This is a genomic window from Rhodanobacter sp. FW101-FHT13A11 (genome assembly GCF_058790335.1).
Map to the genome: position 1 here is coordinate 313,527 of NZ_JBYTCN010000002.1, position 19,284 is coordinate 332,810.

The 19,284-nt window shown below is 68.8% G+C and carries 11 protein-coding genes; 7 read left to right on the top strand and 4 right to left on the bottom strand.

The window, feature by feature from the left end; all coding sequences use genetic code 11:
* Nucleotides 1–90 precede the first annotated feature (90 nt).
* From AC3WRN_RS03925 to AC3WRN_RS03950, 6 genes are all read left to right on the top strand, one after another.
* The gene (locus tag AC3WRN_RS03925) at nucleotides 91–2,433 is read left to right on the top strand and encodes a GH92 family glycosyl hydrolase (protein ID WP_492621975.1); all 2,343 of its coding nucleotides are present in this window, start codon (nucleotides 91–93) and stop codon (nucleotides 2,431–2,433) included.
* Between the two features lie 112 nt (nucleotides 2,434–2,545).
* Nucleotides 2,546–4,312, top strand: coding sequence for a sensor histidine kinase (locus AC3WRN_RS03930; RefSeq protein WP_492621976.1), 1,767 nt, complete (start codon nucleotides 2,546–2,548; stop codon nucleotides 4,310–4,312).
* A 2-nt stretch (nucleotides 4,313–4,314) separates the two neighbouring features.
* Nucleotides 4,315–4,761 carry a response regulator gene (locus AC3WRN_RS03935; protein WP_492621977.1) on the top strand — a complete coding sequence of 149 codons (447 nt, stop codon included), beginning with the start codon at nucleotides 4,315–4,317 and terminating at the stop codon, nucleotides 4,759–4,761.
* A 103-nt stretch (nucleotides 4,762–4,864) separates the two neighbouring features.
* A complete protein-coding gene (locus tag AC3WRN_RS03940; RefSeq protein WP_068096519.1) occupies nucleotides 4,865–6,409 on the top strand; it encodes a response regulator in 1,545 nt (514 codons plus the stop codon).
* Nucleotides 6,410–6,441: 32 nt separating this feature from the next.
* Nucleotides 6,442–7,773: an ABC transporter permease gene (locus AC3WRN_RS03945; RefSeq protein ID WP_492621978.1), complete on the top strand. Its 1,332-nt coding sequence runs from the start codon at nucleotides 6,442–6,444 to the stop codon at nucleotides 7,771–7,773.
* On the top strand, nucleotides 7,770–9,035 hold the full coding sequence (locus tag AC3WRN_RS03950) for an ABC transporter permease (protein ID WP_492622041.1): 1,266 nt from the start codon (nucleotides 7,770–7,772) through the stop codon (nucleotides 9,033–9,035). The genes AC3WRN_RS03945 and AC3WRN_RS03950 overlap by 4 nt, the downstream gene beginning before the upstream one ends.
* A gap of 194 nt (nucleotides 9,036–9,229) precedes the next feature.
* Here AC3WRN_RS03950 and AC3WRN_RS03955 read toward each other — a convergent pair whose 3' ends face one another.
* The 4 genes from AC3WRN_RS03955 to pgmB form a co-directional block, all read right to left on the bottom strand.
* Nucleotides 9,230–10,615, bottom strand: a complete 1,386-nt coding sequence (locus AC3WRN_RS03955) for a sigma-54-dependent transcriptional regulator (protein WP_492621979.1) — start codon at nucleotides 10,613–10,615, stop codon at nucleotides 9,230–9,232.
* Nucleotides 10,616–10,955: 340 nt separating this feature from the next.
* On the bottom strand, nucleotides 10,956–12,224 hold the full coding sequence (locus tag AC3WRN_RS03960) for an MFS transporter (protein WP_492621980.1): 1,269 nt from the start codon (nucleotides 12,222–12,224) through the stop codon (nucleotides 10,956–10,958).
* Between the two features lie 101 nt (nucleotides 12,225–12,325).
* Nucleotides 12,326–14,869, bottom strand: a complete 2,544-nt coding sequence (locus tag AC3WRN_RS03965; protein ID WP_492621981.1) for a TonB-dependent receptor — start codon at nucleotides 14,867–14,869, stop codon at nucleotides 12,326–12,328.
* 76 nt (nucleotides 14,870–14,945) lie between these two features.
* Complete coding sequence (gene pgmB / locus AC3WRN_RS03970) at nucleotides 14,946–17,954, bottom strand: beta-phosphoglucomutase (protein ID WP_492621982.1); 3,009 nt, start codon at nucleotides 17,952–17,954, stop codon at nucleotides 14,946–14,948.
* 324 nt (nucleotides 17,955–18,278) lie between these two features.
* On the opposite strand from pgmB, the gene AC3WRN_RS03975 reads away from it, so the two are divergent.
* On the top strand, nucleotides 18,279–19,283 hold the full coding sequence (locus AC3WRN_RS03975; protein WP_492621983.1) for a LacI family DNA-binding transcriptional regulator: 1,005 nt from the start codon (nucleotides 18,279–18,281) through the stop codon (nucleotides 19,281–19,283).
* Nucleotide 19,284: the final 1 nt, after the last annotated feature.

Here is a 19,284-nt window from a genome sequence, read left to right on the forward strand (position 1 = left end):
TCGACGATTTTAAGCACGTCGCGGCGCAACATGCCTTGTCCGCCACCGGATGCTAGCGTGCGGCTTGGATCGTTACAAAAGGTAGCCCAGATGACTGTCCGCTTGCGTGCCCCGCTTTCCCTTCTGCTCGCTGCCGCATTCGGCATCGTCGCTCTCGCGCCGGTCGGCGCGCATGCCGCGACGGGCCATGCCGGCGAGGTGGACCCGCGCATCGGCAGCGGCGGCGACGGACACACCTTTCCCGGCGCCACCGTGCCGTTCGGCATGATCCAGCTGTCGCCGGACACCGCGATGCCGGACTTCAAGCACGCTTACAAGTGGGCCGCCGGCTACCAGTACGGCGACCCCACCATCATGGGCTTCTCGCACACGCACTTTTCCGGCTCCGGCCACTCGGACCTGGGCGACGTGCTGGTGATGCCGATCGCCGGCGACGTGCGGCTGGAGCCGGGCGACCCGGCCACGCCCGGCAGCGGCTACCGCTCGCGCTTCTCGCATGACGGCGAGGTGGTGCAGGCCGGCTACTACGCGGTGACGCTGGGCGACTACGGCGTGCGCGCCGAACTCACCGCCGGCCGCCGGATCGGCTGGCACCGCTACACCTTCCCCGCCGGCAAGCCAGCCCATGTGCTGCTGGACCTGCGCCCGAGCATCTACGACTACGCCGGCAAGGTGCTGTGGGCCAGCCTGCGCGTGCACGCCGACGGCACCGTCACCGGCTGCCGCACCACCCGCGGCTGGGCGCCGGGGCGCGAGCTGTGCTTCGCGATGCGCTTTTCGCAGCCGATGAGTTCGCGCGAGCTGTACAACCGCGAGACCGACATCGCCTACAAGGGCTTCAAGGGGCCGGGCCACCAGGCCGAGGACCGCGACGCGCAGGACGGCCGCGCGCTGGTCGGCGTGTTCGACTTCGGCCAGTTGGAAAAGCCGCTGGAGGTGAAGGTGGCGATCTCGCCGGTGAGCGAGGCGAACGCCGTGGCCAACCTCGACCACGACGGCGCCGGCTGGGACTTCGACGCCCGCCGCGCCGAGGCGACCGCGGCCTGGGACAAGGCGCTGGCGGTGATCGACGTGGACGCGCCGAAGACCGCGAAGACCCAGTTCTACACCGCGTTGTACCACGCCATGCTGTCGCCCACGCTGAGCATGGACGTCAACGGCGACTACCGCGGGCCGGACCACGCGGTGCACCGCGCGGACGGCTTCGAGTTCCATTCCACCTGGTCGCTGTGGGACGTGTACCGCGCGCAGCAGCCGCTGATGGCGCTGCTGCAACCGGCGCGCAGCACCGACTTCATCCGCTCGCTGATCGCCGCGCGCGAGGCGAGCCCGTTCGGCATCCTGCCGGTGTGGGCGTACCAGGGGCTGGAGACCTGGTGCATGATCGGCTACCACGCGGTGCCGGTGATCGCCGACGCGTACATCAAGGGCGTGCGCGGCTTCGACGCGGACAAGGCGCTGGCGGCGATGGTGGCCAGCGCCAGCTACGGCCCGTACGGCGACCTGGCCGACTACATGAAGCTCGGCTACGTGCCGATCGACAAGGAGCCCGAGGCCGCCTCCAAGACGCTGGAATACGCCTACGACGACTGGTCGCTGGCGCAGATGGCCAGGGCGATGGGCAAGGCCGACGTCGCCGCCGCGTTCGGCAAGCGTGCCGGCAACTGGCGCCATGCCTGGGACGCGAAGACCGGCTTCATGCGTGCACGACTGAGCGACGGCAAATTCCGCGAACCGTTCGACCCGGAAGCCGCTGGCTACGGCAGCGACTACACCGAGGGCAATGCCTGGCAGTACTCCTGGTACGTGCCGCAGGACGTGGCTGGGCTGATCGCCGCGATGGGCGGCGACGCGAAATTCGTGGCCAAGCTCGACGCGCTGTTCGAGGCCAAGGTCGACCCGAGCCACTTCAAGAACGTCGAGGACATCACCGGCCTGATCGGCTGGTACGCGCACGGCAACGAACCCAGCCACCACATCGCCTACCTGTACGACTACGCCGGCGCGCCGTGGAAGACGCAAGCCAGGCTGAAGCAGATCATGGACAGCCAGTACGCGCCGCGCCCGGACGGCCTCAGCGGCAACGACGACCTCGGCCAGATGTCGGCCTGGTACGTGTTCACCGCGCTGGGCTTCTACCCGGTGACGCCGGCCAGCGACGAGTACGCGATCGGCCGGCCGTTCGTGGCGAAGGCGGCGATCCGCCTCGCCAACGGCCGCACGTTCACGGTCAGCGCCACGCCGCTGGACGGGGCGCATCCCTACGTCGGCGCGGTGACCCTCAATGGCAAGCCGCTGGATCGCACCTACCTGCGCCACGGCGAGATCATGGCCGGCGGCGAGCTGCACTTCACCATGCAGGCCGAACCGAACCGGGAGTGGGGCCGTGCGGCGGCAGCGCGGCCGGCGGCAATGAGCCGCTACGGCGGATGAGCGACGCCGGCCGGCCCGGGGGCGCGACGTGAATGAATCATGCAAGAATGCCCCGGAGACCTTCCGGGGCGAACCTGCCGATGCGGCGAGCGGCATGAAAACCAGGGGCATCATGCGCTGGCGTACCGCCGGGCTGCTGCTGGCGATGCTGATCATCGTCGGCCTGCCCTACTTCGTCACGCGCGAGAGCGCACGCAGCACCGAGCGTGCCACGGACTGGGTGGCCCATTCGGTCGCGGTGAAATCGCTGGTCTACCGCGTGGCCTATGTCGTCCACGACAGCGAGGCGGCCACCTACCGGCTGCTGGCCGGCGACGAGAGCGACGCTGCCCGCAAGCGCGCCGTGCGCGCCAGCGAGGAGGCGCCGCCGCTGATGCAGCAGTTGCGCCTGATGACGCGCGACAACGCCGACCAGCAGGCTGCGCTGGGCGCGCTGGGCGGCAGCGTCGCCGGCCGCATCGCCTTCATGAATCGGGCGCTGGACAGGCTGCGGCACGGCGACCCCGCCGGCGCGCGGCAATCGCTGCGCGACAGCGACGACCTGTTCGGCATGAACGACAAGATCGCCGGCATCGCCAAGAGCGAGGAGGACCTGCTGAAGGCACGCCAGGCCGAGGTCGCGCGGCAGTCCTTCAACGGGCATGTCGCGCTCGCCATCACCGCGCTGGCGCAGCTCGTGCTGCTGATCATCATCGTGGTCACCTCCGAGCGGCAGATCGGCCGGCGCCAGCTGGCCGAAACCCGCGAGGGTCGCGCGGTGCTGCGTTCGCAGATGATCTTCCAGTCCGTGCGCGAACCGATCGCGCTGTTCGACGAGGGGTTGAACAGCCTGCTGGTGAACAACGCGTTCGGCGAGCTGTACGGCGTCGATCCGCGGCAGCGGGCGATGCCGCTGGCGCAGATCGGCAAGGGCGCCTGGGACGACAGCGTGCTGCTGCAGCGCCTGAGTGACGTGCTGCTGCGCGACCGCGAGCTGTGGGACTACGATATGGTCCAGCGTACCGTCGACGGGGTCGACCGGCACGTGGTGATCAACGCGCGGCGCCTGCAGCAGGACACCAACGCGCATGCGCTGTTGCTGACGGTGAGCGACGTCACCGCGCGCGCACTGGCCGAGCAGCGGGTCCTCGAGCTGAACCACCAGCTCGAGGGCAAGGTGGCGCAGATCTCCGACGTCAACCGCGAGCTGGAGGCGTTCAGCTACTCGGTCTCGCACGACCTGCGCGCGCCGCTGCGCCACATCGCCGGGTTCGCGCGCAAGCTGGAGCAGCACCTCGGCGACCACGTCGACGAAAAGGCCAGCCACTACATCGAGGTGATCGCCAGCTCGGCCCAGCGCATGGCCCTGCTGATCGACGACCTGCTGGTGTTCTCCCGGCTCGGCCGCGGCGCGCTGCGGCTGCAGGCGGTGGACATGCAGTCGCTGGCCGAGGAGGCGCGGGCGCTGGCCGAGGCTGGCGTGGAGAACCGGCGCATCGTGTGGAACATCGCACCGTTGCCGATGGTGATCGGCGATGAGAACATGCTGCGCACGGTATGGCAGAACCTGCTCGGCAATGCGGTCAAGTACACCGGCCACTGCGAGGTGGCGCAGATCGGGGTGAGCGTGCGAAGAGGGCGCAACGGCGACTACGAATTCACCGTGACCGACAATGGCGCGGGGTTCGACATGCAGTACGCGGACAAGTTGTTCGGCGTGTTCCAGCGCCTGCATCGCGCCTCGGAATTCCCGGGCAACGGGATCGGCCTGGCCAACGTGCGGCGGATCGTGGCCCGCCACGGTGGCCGCGTCTGGGCCGAGGCCGAGCCGGGTCAGGGAGCCCGTTTCCACTTTTCGCTGCCGGCCACTGATGCGACCGGGGCACATACCGAGAGTTGAGCATGAACAAGAGAGACCTGCGCACCATCCTGCTGGTCGAAGACAGCGTGGCCGACGCCGAGATGGCGATCGACGCGCTGAGCGAGGCACATCTGGCCAACCCGGTGGTGCACGTGGAAGACGGCGTGGAATGCATGGACTACCTCTACGGCCGCGGCGCATGGGATTCGCGCGAGCCGGGTGATCCGGCGGTGGTGCTGCTGGACATCAAGATGCCGCGCATGAACGGGCTGGACGTGCTGACCGCGATGCGCGGCGACGAGCGGCTGCGGCGGATTCCGGTGGTGATCCTGTCGTCTTCGCGCGAGGAAAGCGATCTGGCGCGCAGCTGGGACCTGGGCGCCAATGCCTATGTGATCAAGCCGGTCGACGTGGACCAGTTCTTCGACGCGGTGCGCACGCTGGGGCAGTTCTGGGCGGTGCTCAACCAGGCACCCGAGCAAGAGTGAGCGAATGGAACGCGGCGACCCGCGCCGGCCCATGAGCCGCAAGCGGGCGGCGAAATCGGGCAGGGCAGCAGGTAACCATATGCCAAACGGGCAAATTCGGGTGATGCCGACCATCCGGGTGCTGCAGGTCGAGGACAGCCAGCTCGATGCCGAGCTGGTGTTGGCCGAGCTGGATGCCGACGACATCGGCTACGAGGTGCGCCTGGTCGACGACGAGTCGGGCTTCCTCGCGGCGCTGGACGAATTCAATCCGCACATCGTGCTGTCGGATCTCAGCATGCCGGGGTTCTCCGGCCAGCACGCGCTGGAGCTGCTGCGGCGGCACGACGAGGATCTGCCGTTCATCTTCGTCTCCGCCACGCTGGGCGAGGAGGCGGCGATCGAGGCGCTGCGCAACGGCGCCACCGACTACATCCTGAAGCAGAACCCGGCCCGGCTGGCCAGCGCCGTGCGGCGTGCCCTCAATGAGGCCGAGGCGCGCCGGGCCAGGCGCCGTGCCGAGACGGAACTGGTCCGCGCACAGCGTTTCGAGAGTCTGGCGATGCTCGCCGGCGGCCTCAGCCACGACCTGCGCAACCTGCTGCAGCCGCTGCTGCTCGCCGGCGACAGCCTGCAGGATTACCAGGACGACCCGCGCCTGGCGCGGCTGGGCAAGCTGGTGCGCGACTGCGGCAAGCGCGGCCTGGACATGGTGCACTCCATGCTGTCGTTCGCCAGCGGTGCGCGTCGCGCGGAACAGGTGCGGCTGGGTGCGTTGTTCAGCGCGTTCGACCTGCTGATGCAGGGCAGCGTGCCGCGCACGGTGACGATGGAGCTGGCCATCGACGACCCGGAACTGACGTTCGAGGGCAACCACACCGAGTTGCAGCAGTGCCTGCTCAACCTGTGCCTCAATGCGATCCAGGCCATGCCGGATGGCGGCCACCTGCGCGTCGAGGCGGCGCGGGCGCAGCTGCCGAAAGACTTCTTCCAGGCCGAAGAGCGGTCGTGGCAGTGCGACTACCTCTGCATCAGCGTGATCGACGACGGCCCGGGCATGCCGCCGGCGGTCAAGGCGCGCCTGTTCGAGCCGTTCTTCACCACCAAGGAGGCCGGCACCGGGCTCGGCCTGCTCTCGTGCAAGCGCATCGTCACCAGCCATGGCGGCGTGATGCGGGTGGACAGCGGGCCGGGCCGCGGTAGCCGTTTCGACCTGTACCTTCCGCTGGAGGCGCCGCCGGCCGTCGACGAGCAACTGGGCGAACAGGAAAGCCTGGAGGGCGCCGCCGAGCGCGTGCTGGTGGTGGTGGAGGAGGCCGGCCAGCTGTCCCTGCTGGCCGACACGCTGGATGCCTGGGGCTACCAGGCCCACGCCAGCCAGAGCGGCACCGCCGCGCTGCAGTGGATCGAGGCCGCCGGCCTGCCCGACCTGGTGGTGCTGGACGCGGACATGAACCTGTTCACCGGCGTGCGTACACTGGCCGCGCTGATCGAGCAGGGCTACAGCGGCGCGGTGATCCTGCTGGCGCGCCCCGGTGCCACGCCCGACCTGCACGAACTCCCTCCGCTGCAGCACCTGTACGTGATCGACAAGCCGGTCACCACCCAGGTGCTGCTGCGCACCTTGCGCAAGGCGTTGGACACGGCCGGTAACGCGGCGGATGCGTGAGCCGCGCGGATGCAACGACCGGGAGGACAGGGATGTTCGCGTACTACTTTGATCTGGCCCTGCGCAGCTTCCGTCGCAGCAAGGCGCTGACGGCACTCGTGGTGGTGCTGATGGGCTGCGGCGTGGCCACCTGCATGGTCGCCTTCGCGGTGTTCCGCGCCGCCGCGGCCGATCCGATACCGTGGAAATCGAACCAGCTGTTCGTGCCGCAGATCGACAACTTCGGGCCGGTGCACAACTGGAAGGGTCAGCCGCCGATCCTGCTCAGCTATAACGATGCCGAGGCGTTGCTGCATGCGCGGCAGGCGCGGCGTCAGGTGCTGATCTACGGCAGCAAGTGGACGGTGCTGCCGGATGACGCGCGGCAGCAGCCGTTCCCGCAGGAAGGCGATGCGGTCAGCAGCGATTTCTTCGCCATGTTCGACGCGCGGTTCCGCTACGGCGGCGGCTGGTCGGCCAACGATGACGACCAGCGCGCGGCGGTGGCCGTCATCAGCAGCGCGCTCAACCGGAAGCTGTTCGGCGGCGACGACAGCGTGGGGCGCGAGATCAACCTGGATGCGCACGTCTATCGCATCGTCGGTGTGCTGGACGACTGGGATCCGCGCCCGCGCTTCTTCGACGTGACGAGCACATTCGATGCCTTCGGCCATCCGCGGCAGATCTATCTCCCGTTCAGTCGCGCCATCGATCTGCAGAAAGCCGCCAGTGGCCAGTTCTATTGCAGCACGAATACCGTCGATCCCCACCTGCCGGACTGGAGCAGCATCCTGCACAGCGAATGCGCATGGATCGTGGCCTGGGTGGAGCTGCCCACGCGCGCCGACGTGGCGCATTACCACGACTGGCTGCGCAACTACGCGGCCGAACAGCGACGCCTCGGCCGCCTTGACTGGCCACCGAACGTGCGCCTGTCCGATGTCATGCAGTGGCTGCACCAGGATGGCTTCAACGTGATACCGAAGTCGTCGGCGCTGTCGCTGATCGTCTCGGTGAGTTTTTTGCTGATATGCCTCGTCAACGTGGTCGGCCTGATGCTGGCCCGCTTCATGCGTCGCGCGCCGGAGATCGGCGTGCGTCGCGCGCTGGGTGCGTCGCGCGGGGCGATCTATCGTCAGTTCCTGGTCGAGGCGGCGGCGATCGGGTTGGCCGGCGGTGTATTGGGAGTGCTGCTGACGGCGCTGGGCATGGCCGGCATCGGCAAGGTGTTCGAACCGGAGATCGCCCGGCTGGCGCGGCTGGATGCGTCGTTGTTTCTGCTGGCCGTGCTGGTCGCGGTGGCCGCCACGTTGATCGCGGCGCTGTATCCCACCTGGCGCGCCGCCCAGGTGCAGCCGGCGTGGCAGTTGAAGTCGAACGGATGAACGCGGCCATGCAGATACGCCCGATCCTCGCCGCGCTGCGCCGGCACAAGATGGCCACGCTGCTCATCGTGCTGCAGATCGCATTGACTCTCGCCGTGGTCAGCAACGCGCTGTTCATCGTCAAGACGCGGGTGGTGCACTTGTCGCGTCCGAGCGGCACCGACGAGGCGCATCTGTTCGCGATCAACAACCAGTGGATCGGCCGGCCGGAGGTGCCGCATATTCATGCGCAGATGCGCGCCGACCTGGCGACCTTGCGCAAGTTGCCGGGCGTGCGCAACGCGTTCGCCAGCCAGGCCTATCCGCTGGAAGAAGGCGGCGGCGGGTTGGTGCGCATCAAGCATCGGGTCGAGCAGAAGAAGCTGCAGCTGGCGCTTTCCTATTTTGCCGACGAGCACGCGATCGACACGTTCGGCATCGCGCTGGTGGCCGGCCGAAACTTCCGCGCCGACGAGATCGGCAGCCTCGGCCCGTACGACAAGGTAGTGCCGGCGGTGATCATCATCACGCGCGACCTGGCCCAAAAACTTTTCCCCGATGGCGCGGCCGTGGGCCAGCGCGTCTATCTCAGCGATGACGGCCCGAGCACGATCATCGGCGTGGTCGATCGGCTGGAAGGCAGTTACGCGGGCAGCAGCACGCGCTCGATCGATGAGTACACCGTCCTGGTGCCGGCGCGTTACGCCAGTGTCGACGACGGGGCGGCCTACGCCGGCGGGGTGGTCTATCTGGTGCGCGCGCAGCCGGGCCAGCTGGCCGCGTTACTGCGCTCGGCGCCAGCGGCACTGGTGGCGCAGAACCGCATGCGCTTGATCAGCCCGGAGGACGGCGTGGTCACGCTGGCACAGGCACGCACAAAGGCCTACGCCACCGATCGCGGCGTGGCGATCATGATGGCCGCGATGTGCGTGTTGCTGCTGCTGGCGACGGCCGGCGGCATCGTGGGCCTGAGCAGTTTCTGGGTCGGCCAGCGGCGGCGCTCCATTGGCGTGCGGCGCGCGCTGGGCGCCACGCGTGGCGACATCCTGCGTTATTTCCAGGTCGAGAACGCCCTGATCGTCGGCGTCGGCGTGGTGCTGGGCGTGGCACTCGGCATCGCCGCGAACCTGTCGCTGATGACGCACCATGAACTGCCGCGGATGCCGCTGTGGGTGCTCGGCGTCGGCGCGGTGCTGCTGTGGCTGCTAGGCCAGCTGGCCGTGCTCGGTCCGGCGCGGCGCGCCGCTGCCGTGCCGCCGGTGGAGGCGACGCGCTCGGTCTGATGACGTGATCTGGTTGGCCGCCGGACATGCGGTTCCAGCCGGTGCTCTTGCTCCTCCCCCTGCAAAGCAGGGGGAGGTTGGCGACCGAAGGGAGTCCTTCAGGTGAGGGGGTGGCTTTTGATCTTCCATCAAGATCAAGAGCTACCCCTCCCCAACCCTCCCCTGCAAGCAGGTGAGGGAGTAAAGCCGGCGGCTCAGTCGATACCGAGCTTCTTCAGCTTGTAGCGCAGCGCGCGGAAGGTGATGCCGAGTTTGCGCGCGGCGGCGGTCTTGTTGTAGCGCGATTCTTCCAGTGCCTTGACGATGGCGGTGCGCTCGAGGTTGCTGATGTAGTCGTCGAGGCCGCCGTTCGCGCTCGCCGGCGGCGGTGCCGCCGCGGCGATGCCGGCGAGCGGCGCGTCGGCGCCGGCGCGTGCGCCGCGCTGCGGCAGCATCAGGTCGGCCGCCTCGATGGTGCTGCCGTCGCACATCGCCATCGCGCGCTCGAGGATGTTCTCCAGCTCGCGCACGTTGCCGGGGAAGTCATAGGCTTCCAGCGCGTCGCGCGCGGACGGCGACAGCTGGCCGACGCTTTCGCCGCTCTTGCCGGCCAGCGCCTTGAGGATGAAGTCGGACAGCTGCGGCACGTCGCCGCGGCGCTCGCGCAGCGGCGGCACGCGCAGCTCGATCACGTTGATGCGGTAGAACAGGTCCTGGCGGAACTGCCCCTGTTCGACCAACTGGCCGAGGTTCTTGTGGGTGGCCGAGAGGATGCGCACGTCGACCGGGATCTCGTCGCGGCCGCCGATCGGGCGCACCGCCTTTTCCTGGATCGCGCGCAGCAGCTTCACCTGCATGTGCAGCGGCAGCTCGGCCACTTCGTCGAGGAACAGCGTGCCGCCCTGGGCCGCCTGGAACAGGCCTTCCTTGTCTACGCTGGCGCCGGTGAAACTGCCCTTGCGGTGGCCGAAGAACTCGCTTTCCATCAGCTCGGATGGAATTGCGCCACAGTTGACCGGCACGAACGGGCCGCTGGCGCGCGGGCCCTGCTCGTGGATCAGTCGCGCCACCAGCTCCTTGCCCACGCCGGATTCGCCGGCGATGTAGACCGGCGCCTGGTTGCGCGCCAGCTTGGCGATGGTGGCGCGCACCTGCTGCATTGCCGGCGAGCTGCCGATCAGGCGATCGCCGGATTCGCCGGTCTTCGCGGCGGCGGCACCGGTGCGCCTTTCCTCGGCCAGGCGCAGCGCGGTGCGTACCAGCCCGCGCAGCATCTGGATGTCGACCGGCTTGGAGACGAAGTCGAACGCACCGGCCTTCAGCGCGTTCACCGCGGCGTCGACGTTGCCGTAGGCGGTGATCATCGCCACCGGCATGTCGGGATGGTCCGCGGCGATCAGTTCGATGATCTCGTGGCCGGTGCCGTCGGGCAGCCGCATGTCGGTGAAGCACAGGTCGTAGCTGCGTTCGGCCAGTGCGCGGCGTGCCTCGGCGACGGTGCCGACGGCGTCGACCTGCAGGTCCATCCGCCCCAGCGTGATGGTCAGCAGCTCGCGGATGTCGCGTTCGTCGTCGATGACCAGGACGGTCTGTGGATTCATGGCACGGCGCGTGGCAAACGATGCGACAGAGAATACCCGGCCCCGCGCTGCGGGGCAAAGACCGCCGATGCCGCAGGCGGTCCTCGGAAGCCCGTCGCCGCGGCCTGCGACGGGCGCGATCCGGGCGCCGTCCGGTCCGGCAAGCCGGCCGTGGTATCCGGACAGTCGCCGCCGCTGCCGGACGGCGCGGCCGGTGATGGCCGCCGGGTACGCGCGAGGGGCGTGGTGGCCCTCTGGCGGCGTCGGCAGGGCACGGTTTCAGCGCGCCTTGCGGATCAGCCGCGGCTTGCCGTCGGCGCCGCGGTCGATGCGGGGTTTCATGGTCGTTCCGGGCGGAAGGCTATTTCGCGGCGAGCCGGATCGCCGCCGGGGCAGCGGCGCCGACACGATCGGTCTCGCGCTTGAAGAGGAACAAGGTGACCAGGATCAGCGTCATCGGCAGCAGCGAGAAATAGAACGCGTGGATGCCGTCGAAGCTGGCGAACACCCGCGCCGTGATGTACGAGCCCAGCGTGCCGCCGAGCGCGGAGAACACCACGATCAGCCCGGTCATCGCCGCGTGCATCGGCTTGGGCAGCGAGCTCAGCGCCACCGAGTTGATCACCGGGTAGATCGGCGCCATCAGCAGGCCGAGCAGCGGGATCAGGTACGCCGCGAGCGGCGCGTCGAACCAGCCGACGTCCGGCCGCGCCACCACGCCGCGCGCCAGCGGCAACACCGCGACCACCAGCACGCCCATGCCGAGCACGCACGCGTTGAGCAGCGCGTACCAGCGCACCCGCTTGAGCACGAAGCCGGCGCCGATGCGGCCGAGCGCGGTCATCCCGGCGAGGATGCTGGCGAACTGGATGCTCATCGCGTTCGGCAGCTTCAGGATCTCGTTGTTGAAGGTGGGCAGCCAGGTGCCGAAGCTCTGCTCGATCAGCACGTACAGGAAGGCGGAGGCGAGGAACACGTAGACCAGCGGGCGCACGAACAGGCGCAGCATCTCCATGACCGCGCCGGTGAACGAATTGTTGTGTCCCTGCGCGTGGGCGGCGCTTTCGTCCATCCGGCTGGCGGCCAGCAGCGCGATCGTCAGCGCGCAGGCGCCGGCGAGCAGCCAGTACACGTTGAACCACACCGGGTCGCCCGGGCTCGCCGGGTCGATGTAGGCGCTGAAGATCCAGTTCCCGGCGAGCACGCCGACCATGAACAGGCCTTCGATGGTGTTGGTCAGCCGCGAGTGCGCGGTCTTGTCGGCGGTGAGCAGGCCGATCGAGGAATACACGCCGACCTTGGCCAGCGCAAACGAGAACCCCACGCAGGCGAACAGCAGCCGCGTGGCCAGGAAGCTTGGGTACAGCGGCATCAGCATGCAGGCGCCGCCGACGATGGCCAGCGCCAGCATCATCGAGCGCCGGTAGCCGAACAGCGGCAGGAACGAGGCGACCAGGAACGAGGTGAACGCGATCGTCAGGTCCTTGTAGCGCTCCAGCGCGCTGGCCGTGGGCTTGTCGATGCCGAACGTGGCGATCGACTGCAGGATCACCGTGCCGACGCTGTTGAGCAGGATCGCGAAGATCATGTAGATCAGCGCCAGCGCGAGGATCATGCGGATTCGGTTCATGTCACCCCCGGCGCCGCAGCGCATGAAGTTTCGGAAAAAGCGCGATCCGGGTCGCTCTTGGGGGTACGACCCGGACCGCGCGCCCTGCAACAAGCCCAGGCTCAGAACAGGTACTTCACCGTCACGTTGACCTCGCGGCCTTCCATCGGGCGGGCGAGGATCACGCCATCGGTGCCGGCGGCGGAGCCGAAGATGCGCGAGTTGCTCTCGGTCAGGCCCAGTTCGTTGGTCATGTTGGTGCCCTGCAGGCGGATCTGCCAGCTCTTTTCCACGTTGGCGACGATGCCGAAGTCCCAGGTGTCGTAGCTGCCGAGCTGCTGCAGGCCGGACTGGTCCTGGGTGTGCGGGCCGACGTGGGTGTAGGTCACGAAGGCGGTGATATCGCCCCAGGCGAACGGCAGGCGGTAGCTCGGCGTGAGCATGTAGCGCACCTTCGGCTGGCGCTGCAGTTGCTTGCCGTTGATGCCGATGCATTGGGTGGAGCCGCTGGCGAGGTCGGTGTACAGGAAACAGGAGTTGTTGTGCGAGTAGTGGCCGTCGAGGTAGTTGGCGACCACCTGCACCTTGAAGTTCTCGAACGGCGTGACCGCACCGGCGAGGTTCACGCCCTTGGAGTCGGAGCCGTACAGCGCCTGCGCGCCGACCGGCACGCCCTGGTTGTTGGTGGGCTGGTAGGTCAGGCCGTTGAACTGGCGGTGGTACACGCTGATATCGGCATAGAGCAGGTCGGACTGGTACTTGAAGCCGCCCTCGAAGTTCTGCACCTTCTGCAGCGGCGGGGTATTGCCGGTGGTGTTGCCGCGCAGCGCGTTGTCGAAGTCGCCGAAGTGCGCGCCGCGGTTGGCGCGGACGTAGACGCTCATGTTGTCGGCCAGCTCGTAGTTCACGCCGACGGTCCACGACGGGTGGGTCTTGTCATAGCGGGTCTGCGCGTAGGTGCCGTTGCACACCGGCACGCTGTTGTCGTACAGCGTGTTCGGGTTGCCGTCAAGGTTGACGTTGGTGAGGTTGCAGACGTTGTTGGTGGCGTTTTCGTTCTCGATGCGGCCGGACACGTCGATCAACCACTTGCCGATGCGCCACACGTCGGACAGGTAGAACGCCTTGTTGGTGGCGTCGCCGTGCTGGGCGATGTTGTAGCCGCCGTAGTCGAGGAAGCCCTGGCCGTCGGTGAGGTACTTGGTCTGGCCGTTGTCGATGTAGCTGACCCGGATCGGCTGCGCGTTGGGCGCGTTGGTCATCAGCATCTGGTTGCCCAGTGCCCACTTGTCGTCCATGGTGTAGTGGGCCACGTAGAGGCCGCCGGTGAGCGTGTTGCCCTCGAACAGCTCCTTGCTCAGGCGGAAGTCGTTGCTGATGTTCTTCAGGTGCTTGTGGATGTACCACCAGCCCTGGTGGATCACGCTCTGGTTCGGGTCGACCGCGCCGCCGCCGTTCACGTAGCTGGCGGTGGCCGAGCCGGCGGGCAGGTTGAAGGCGCCCATGCTCGCGGTATCGGTGTACAGCATGTCGTTCATGCGGCCGGGGTTGTTGCCCGAGAACAGCGCGTTGGTGTCGACGTCGCCGCCGTCGAGCAGGAACTTGTCCGACAGGTTCCAGCCGTTGCCCAGGTCGTAGTCGAAGTTGCCGCCGAAGAAGCTGAACTTGGTGCCGCGGCCGTTGGCCAGGTTGGCGTCGGTGCCGCCGCCGGGATAACCGGGCAGGTGCACGTGCTGGATCGCCTTGCTGTAGTAGGTGTCGGTCAGCGGGTCGAAGCCGGGGTAGGCGCTGAACTGGTCGGTGCCGTGCTGGAGCAGGGGGATCGGCGTGATGAACTGGTTGCGGTCGTTGAGCTGGCGCGCGTACAGGGTCATGCTGCCGTTGTCGCTGTCGTGGCTCAGCGTGGCGGTGAGCTGACCGCCCTTGTCCGCGGCGAACTGCGGGTCGCGCACGCCGTCGGAAGTGCGCCAGAAGCCGCCGACGCTGCCGTACCAGTTCTTGGCGATCGGGAAGCCGAAGAAGCCGTCGACGCGGCGCAGGTTCTCGCTGCCGTAGGTGACGCCGACGCTGCCGCCGGGCACGTCGGTGCCGGTCTTGAGCATGAAGTTCGCGGTGGCGCCGATCTGGCCGTCGCCGAACACCACCGACGGGCCGCCCTGCAGGATCTCCACGCGCTCGACGGTATCGTCGAGGCGGAAGATCGAGGTGGTTTCGAAGAACGACAGCGTGGGCATGCCGTACAGCGGCGAGCCCATCAGCTGGGTGGAGAAATAGGGAGCGTCGCCGCCGCCCGGAAAGCCGGCGATCTCGATGTTGGCGCCGGTCTGGCCGCCGGTGGATTCCGGCCACATGCCGGGCGAGATCTTCAGCAGGTCCGCCGTGCTCTTCGGGTTGGCCATCTTGATCTGCTCGGCCGAGGCGGCGGTGACCGAGTAGCTGGTGTCGATCTTCTTCAGGCCGCCGGTGGCGGTGTTGCCGGTTACCACCACCTGCTCGAGGTTTTTGGCCTGGTCGACATCGGCCTTCTTCTGCTGGGCCGTGCTCTTCCTCGCCGGCGCCTGGGTGCCCTGCGCCGGCGTGGTGTCCTGGGCCATGGCCGTGCCGCAGAACAGGATGGCGGCTATCGCCACCGGAAGACTCAGTCTGGACAGCTGCTTGCTCTTCATTTACGTCACTCCCCACCAATAGTTGGATTGGATTATTTTCGCCGCGCAGCCCATGCCGGCCGCGCGGAATGGCCGCTCATGCAATGAAACGGCTGATGTCGAACGCGGCAATGTCCGGCAACAGCACATCCGCTTTGTCCAGCTCCTGGGCGCGGCCGATGCCGACCGCCGCCATGCCCGCCGCGTGCAGCGCGGCGATGCCCGCCGCGGCGTCTTCCACGCCGAGGCATTCCTCCGGGGCCACGCCCAGCCCGCTCGCCGCCGCCAGGAAGATTTCCGGGTCGGGCTTGGAGCGGGCGATGCGGCCGGCATCGACCGCGTAGTCGAACAGCGCGGCGATGCCCAGCCGGTCGAGCAGCTGCGGCGCGTTGCGGCTGGCCGAGGCCAGCGCGGTCTTCAGCCCGGCGCGGCGCGCGGACTCCACCGCGGCGCGCGCGCCGGGCAGCAGGTCCTGCGGGCCGAGGCGCCCGATCAGTTCGACGTAGTAGCTGTTCTTGCGCGCGGCGAGCGCTACCTTCTCCGCTTCGCTGTAGGAGCGCGGCGCGCGCTCCAGCAGGATGTCCAGCGAGCCGCGGCGGTCCACGCCCTTCATGCGCCCGGCGGTGGCCTCGTCGAGCGGCGCGCCGATCTCGTCGGCCAGCTGCTGCCACGCCGCGCGATGCAGCACGGCGGTGTCGGCGAGCACGCCGTCGAGATCGAACACCACTGCCTTCAACGGCGTCGGCGCGACGACGCCCGCGCAGGGCAGGCGCAGCGGCTGGCCGGCATGCAGGCGTTGCGGCAGGCCGTCGTGCAGGAAGGTGAGCGCGCTGCCTTCGGTAAGCGTGTACCGCACGCCGTCGCCGTCGACCTCCACGCGCAGGTGCGCGTCGCGCCAGCGCAGGCCGAAGCGGTAGCTGCGCCATGCCGCCGGCAGCCGCGGCGCCAGCGCGGGCAGGCCATCGTGCACGCGCAGGCCGCCGTAGCCCCAGGTCAGCGCCAGCCAGCTGCCGGCCATCGCCGCCATGTGCAGGCCGTGCGCCGCGTTGCCGTGCAGGTCGTCCAGGTCGACCCGCAAGGTGTCGAGGAAATAGCGATGCGCCTTGTCGGCGTAGCCCACCTCGGCCGCGATCACCGCGAAGGTGGAGGCGGACAGGGTGGAGTCGTGCACGGTGATGGCTTCGTAGTAGTCGAAGTTGCGCCGCTTGGCGGCCACGTCCACCTGCTCGCCGGCCAGCATCAGGGCGAGCAGCGCGTCGGCCTGCTTGCAGACCTGGTGGCGGTAGATGCCCAGCGGATGCATGCGCAGCAGCAGCGGGCGCTTGTCCGGCGTGGTGGCGAGCGCGGCGGGCAGCCGCGGCTTGTCGAGGAAGCCGTCGTCCTGCGGGAAGATGCCCAGCGCGGCGTCCACCGGCAGGTGCATCGCCTGGGCCGCGGCCAGCCACCGTGCCGGCTCGTCGGCCTGCAGGCCGATCCGTGCGGCCAGCGCGGCGTAGTCGGCCGGGTGGCTCAGCGCCATCCATTCGGCGGTGGCCGCCGCGTCGCGCAGGTGCCGCTGCGCCATGCGGTTGGTGTAGTGGTTGTTGTCGACCAGGGCGGAGTACTCGTCCGGGCCGGTGACCTCGTGGATGCAGAACGCGCCGCCGCGGCGCGGATTGAAGTGGCCGATCTCCAGCCAGATGCGCGCGGTCTCGAAGATCATCTCGGCGCCGCATTCGAGCAGGAACGCCTGGTCGCCGCTGGCGTCGACGTAGAGGCGGACCGCCCACGCCACCGCGGCGTTGATGTGGTACTGCGCCGAGCCGCCGGGGAAGTACGCGGAGCATTCGTCGCCGCTGATCGTGCGCCAGGCGTACAGCGCGCCGCGCAGATGATTGAGTTCACGCGCATGCCGGCGCGCATGGCCCAGCGTGCGGTAGCGGTACGCCAGCATGGCGCGCGCCAGTTCCGGGGCCAGGGTGACCAGCGCCGGCAGCATGAAGGCCTCGGCGTCCCAGAAGTAGTGGCCTTCGTAGCCCTCGCCGGTGAGTCCCTTGGCGGCGGTGCTGCTGTGGCCGTCGCGGCCGCTGGACTGGAACAGGTGGAACAGGTTGAGGCGCAGCGCCCGCTCGGTCGCCGGGTCGCCCGCGATGGCCAGGTCGGCCTGCGCCCAGAATCCGGCCAGCACCCGCGCCTGCCGTTCGAGCAGGGCCGGGTAGCCGAGTGCGATCGCCGCGGCGAGCGTGGCCTCGGCCCGGGCCGGCAGGGTGTCGGCGGAATCCGTGGCGAATGGCGCGGTGAAGGCGTAGGCGACGTACTTGTCCAGGCCGACGCTCTGGCCCGGCGCCAGCGTGCCGGCATAGGCCTGCATCACGCCATCCGCGGTCCGGCCGGCGTCGCGGAAGACGAGGCCGGCGGCCTGTTCGTGGCGCTGCACGCAGGCCAGCCGGATGCCGCTGTGGGTGGTCTGCTGGCCGACCCAGGCCGAGGCCTCGTTCGCCTGCGCGGCCCAAGTGGTGAGGCCGCCCGCGAGGCGGCTGCCGATGCGCGGGTCATCGCCCTGCCCGACGGCCTCGCGCCCGCAGCCGATCGACGACTCCAGCGTGACCGGGCCGCGGTAGTCGATCGAACGCACGCGGTAGCGGATCGCCAGCAGCCCGGCCTCCGCCAGGCTGACGAGGCGTTCGGCCTCGATCTCCAACGTGGCGCCTTGCGGCGAGCGCCAGCGCAGCCGCCGCCGGTAGCAGCCGTGGCGCAGGTCGAGGATGCGCTCGAACTGCAGCCATTCGCCCTGGTCCAGCCGCACCGGCGTGTCGCCCAGGCGCAGCCGGATGTGCGTGGCGTCGGCGACCGGGATGCGCGTGTCGGTATGGCTGGCGAAACCGGGAAAGCGCTCGTGGTACTCGATCGGGGTGCGTTCCCATACTCCGGACAGCAGGGTGGCCTGGCTGGCGCTGTCGGCTTCCTCCAGGTTGCCGCGTACGCCGAGCGTGCCGTTGGCGAGGGCGAACAGGCTCTCGTCCCGGGCGAAGCCGGCCGGGTCGGTGCCATGGCGGACCAGCAGCCACGGATCGTCCACGGCCTGCCTCTCGGGCGGCCGGGCATCGACGCTCGCTGCTGCCGTCATCTGGTGTTCCACGATAAATCTCCCCGATTCGCATGGCATGGGCCGTCCCGCACCCGGCTGGCGGGGAGCTTGGCATCAAATGTTATCGGTATCAAGATACCGATAACATTTGATGTGGCAGACTTGCCCAAACCGTTCCGGGGCGAGGGAGAAGGGCATGGGTGCGTGCTTTCCGCTTGCCTCGGCGTGCTGCCGGCGGGCGCGCGGGGCGAGGTTGCATCGGCAAGGCGAATGTCGACACACTGCAGGCGCCGGTGCCGGCCATTGCCGCAGCCCGGCGGCGCCACGTCACCGGATCGGCCAGACCAACAGGGAATCGGATAGTTGAGCAAGAAGGGCACGCGCAGGCACGCGTCGGGCGGCCCGACCATGGCCGACCTGGCGCAACTGGCCGGGGTTTCCAAGATCACCGTCTCGCGGGCGCTGGGCGACAGCCCGCTGGTCAATCCGGAAACCCGCGAGCGGATCCAGGCGCTGGCGCGCGAGCACGGCTACAAGCTCAATATCAGCGCGCGCAACCTGCGCCTGCGCCGCAGCCATACCGTGGCGGTGATCGTGGAGATGAAGCCGTCCACCGACCGCACCATGTTCGATCCGTACCCGCTGGTGCTGCTGGGCGGCATCTCGCAGGAACTGACCGCGGCCGGCTACAGCGTGCTGCTGACCACCCGCCAGGGCGCCAGCGCGGCGGCGGTGCAGGCCGCCGACGGGCTGATCCTGCTGGGCCAGGGCGCGCACCAGGACGCGGTGCGCCGGTTCGACAAGCTGAACCTGCCGATGGTGGTGTGGGGCGCGCAGTCGGCCAGCGACACGCATGTGGTGGTGGGCAGCGACAATCGCCTCGGCGGCGCGGTGGTGGCACGGCACTTCATCGCGCTTGGCCGGCGCCGCCCGGTGTTCATCGGCAATCCCAGCCACCCGGAGATCTTCGAGCGCCTGAACGGCTTCATCGACGCGCTGGCGGTGCGCGGGATCAAGCCGCTGCTGATGCGGCGCGACGAGTTCACCATGGACTCGGGCATGGATGCGGTGCGCTCGCTGCACCAGCGCAAGGTCGGCTTCGACGCGATCTTCGCCTGCAACGACCTGCTGGCGATGGGCGCGATCCGCGCCACGCTGGACCTGGGGCGCTCGGTGCCGGCCGACGTGTCGGTGGTGGGTTACGACGACATGCCGCTCGGCGCCAGCTTCCTGCCGCCGCTGAGTTCGGTGCGGCAGGACTGGCAGGAAGGCGGCATGCTGCTGGCGCGCAAGGTACTGGCGCTGATCGAGGGCGAACCGGCCAGCTCGGAATCCCTGCCGGTCAGCCTGATCTTGCGTTCGACCTGAG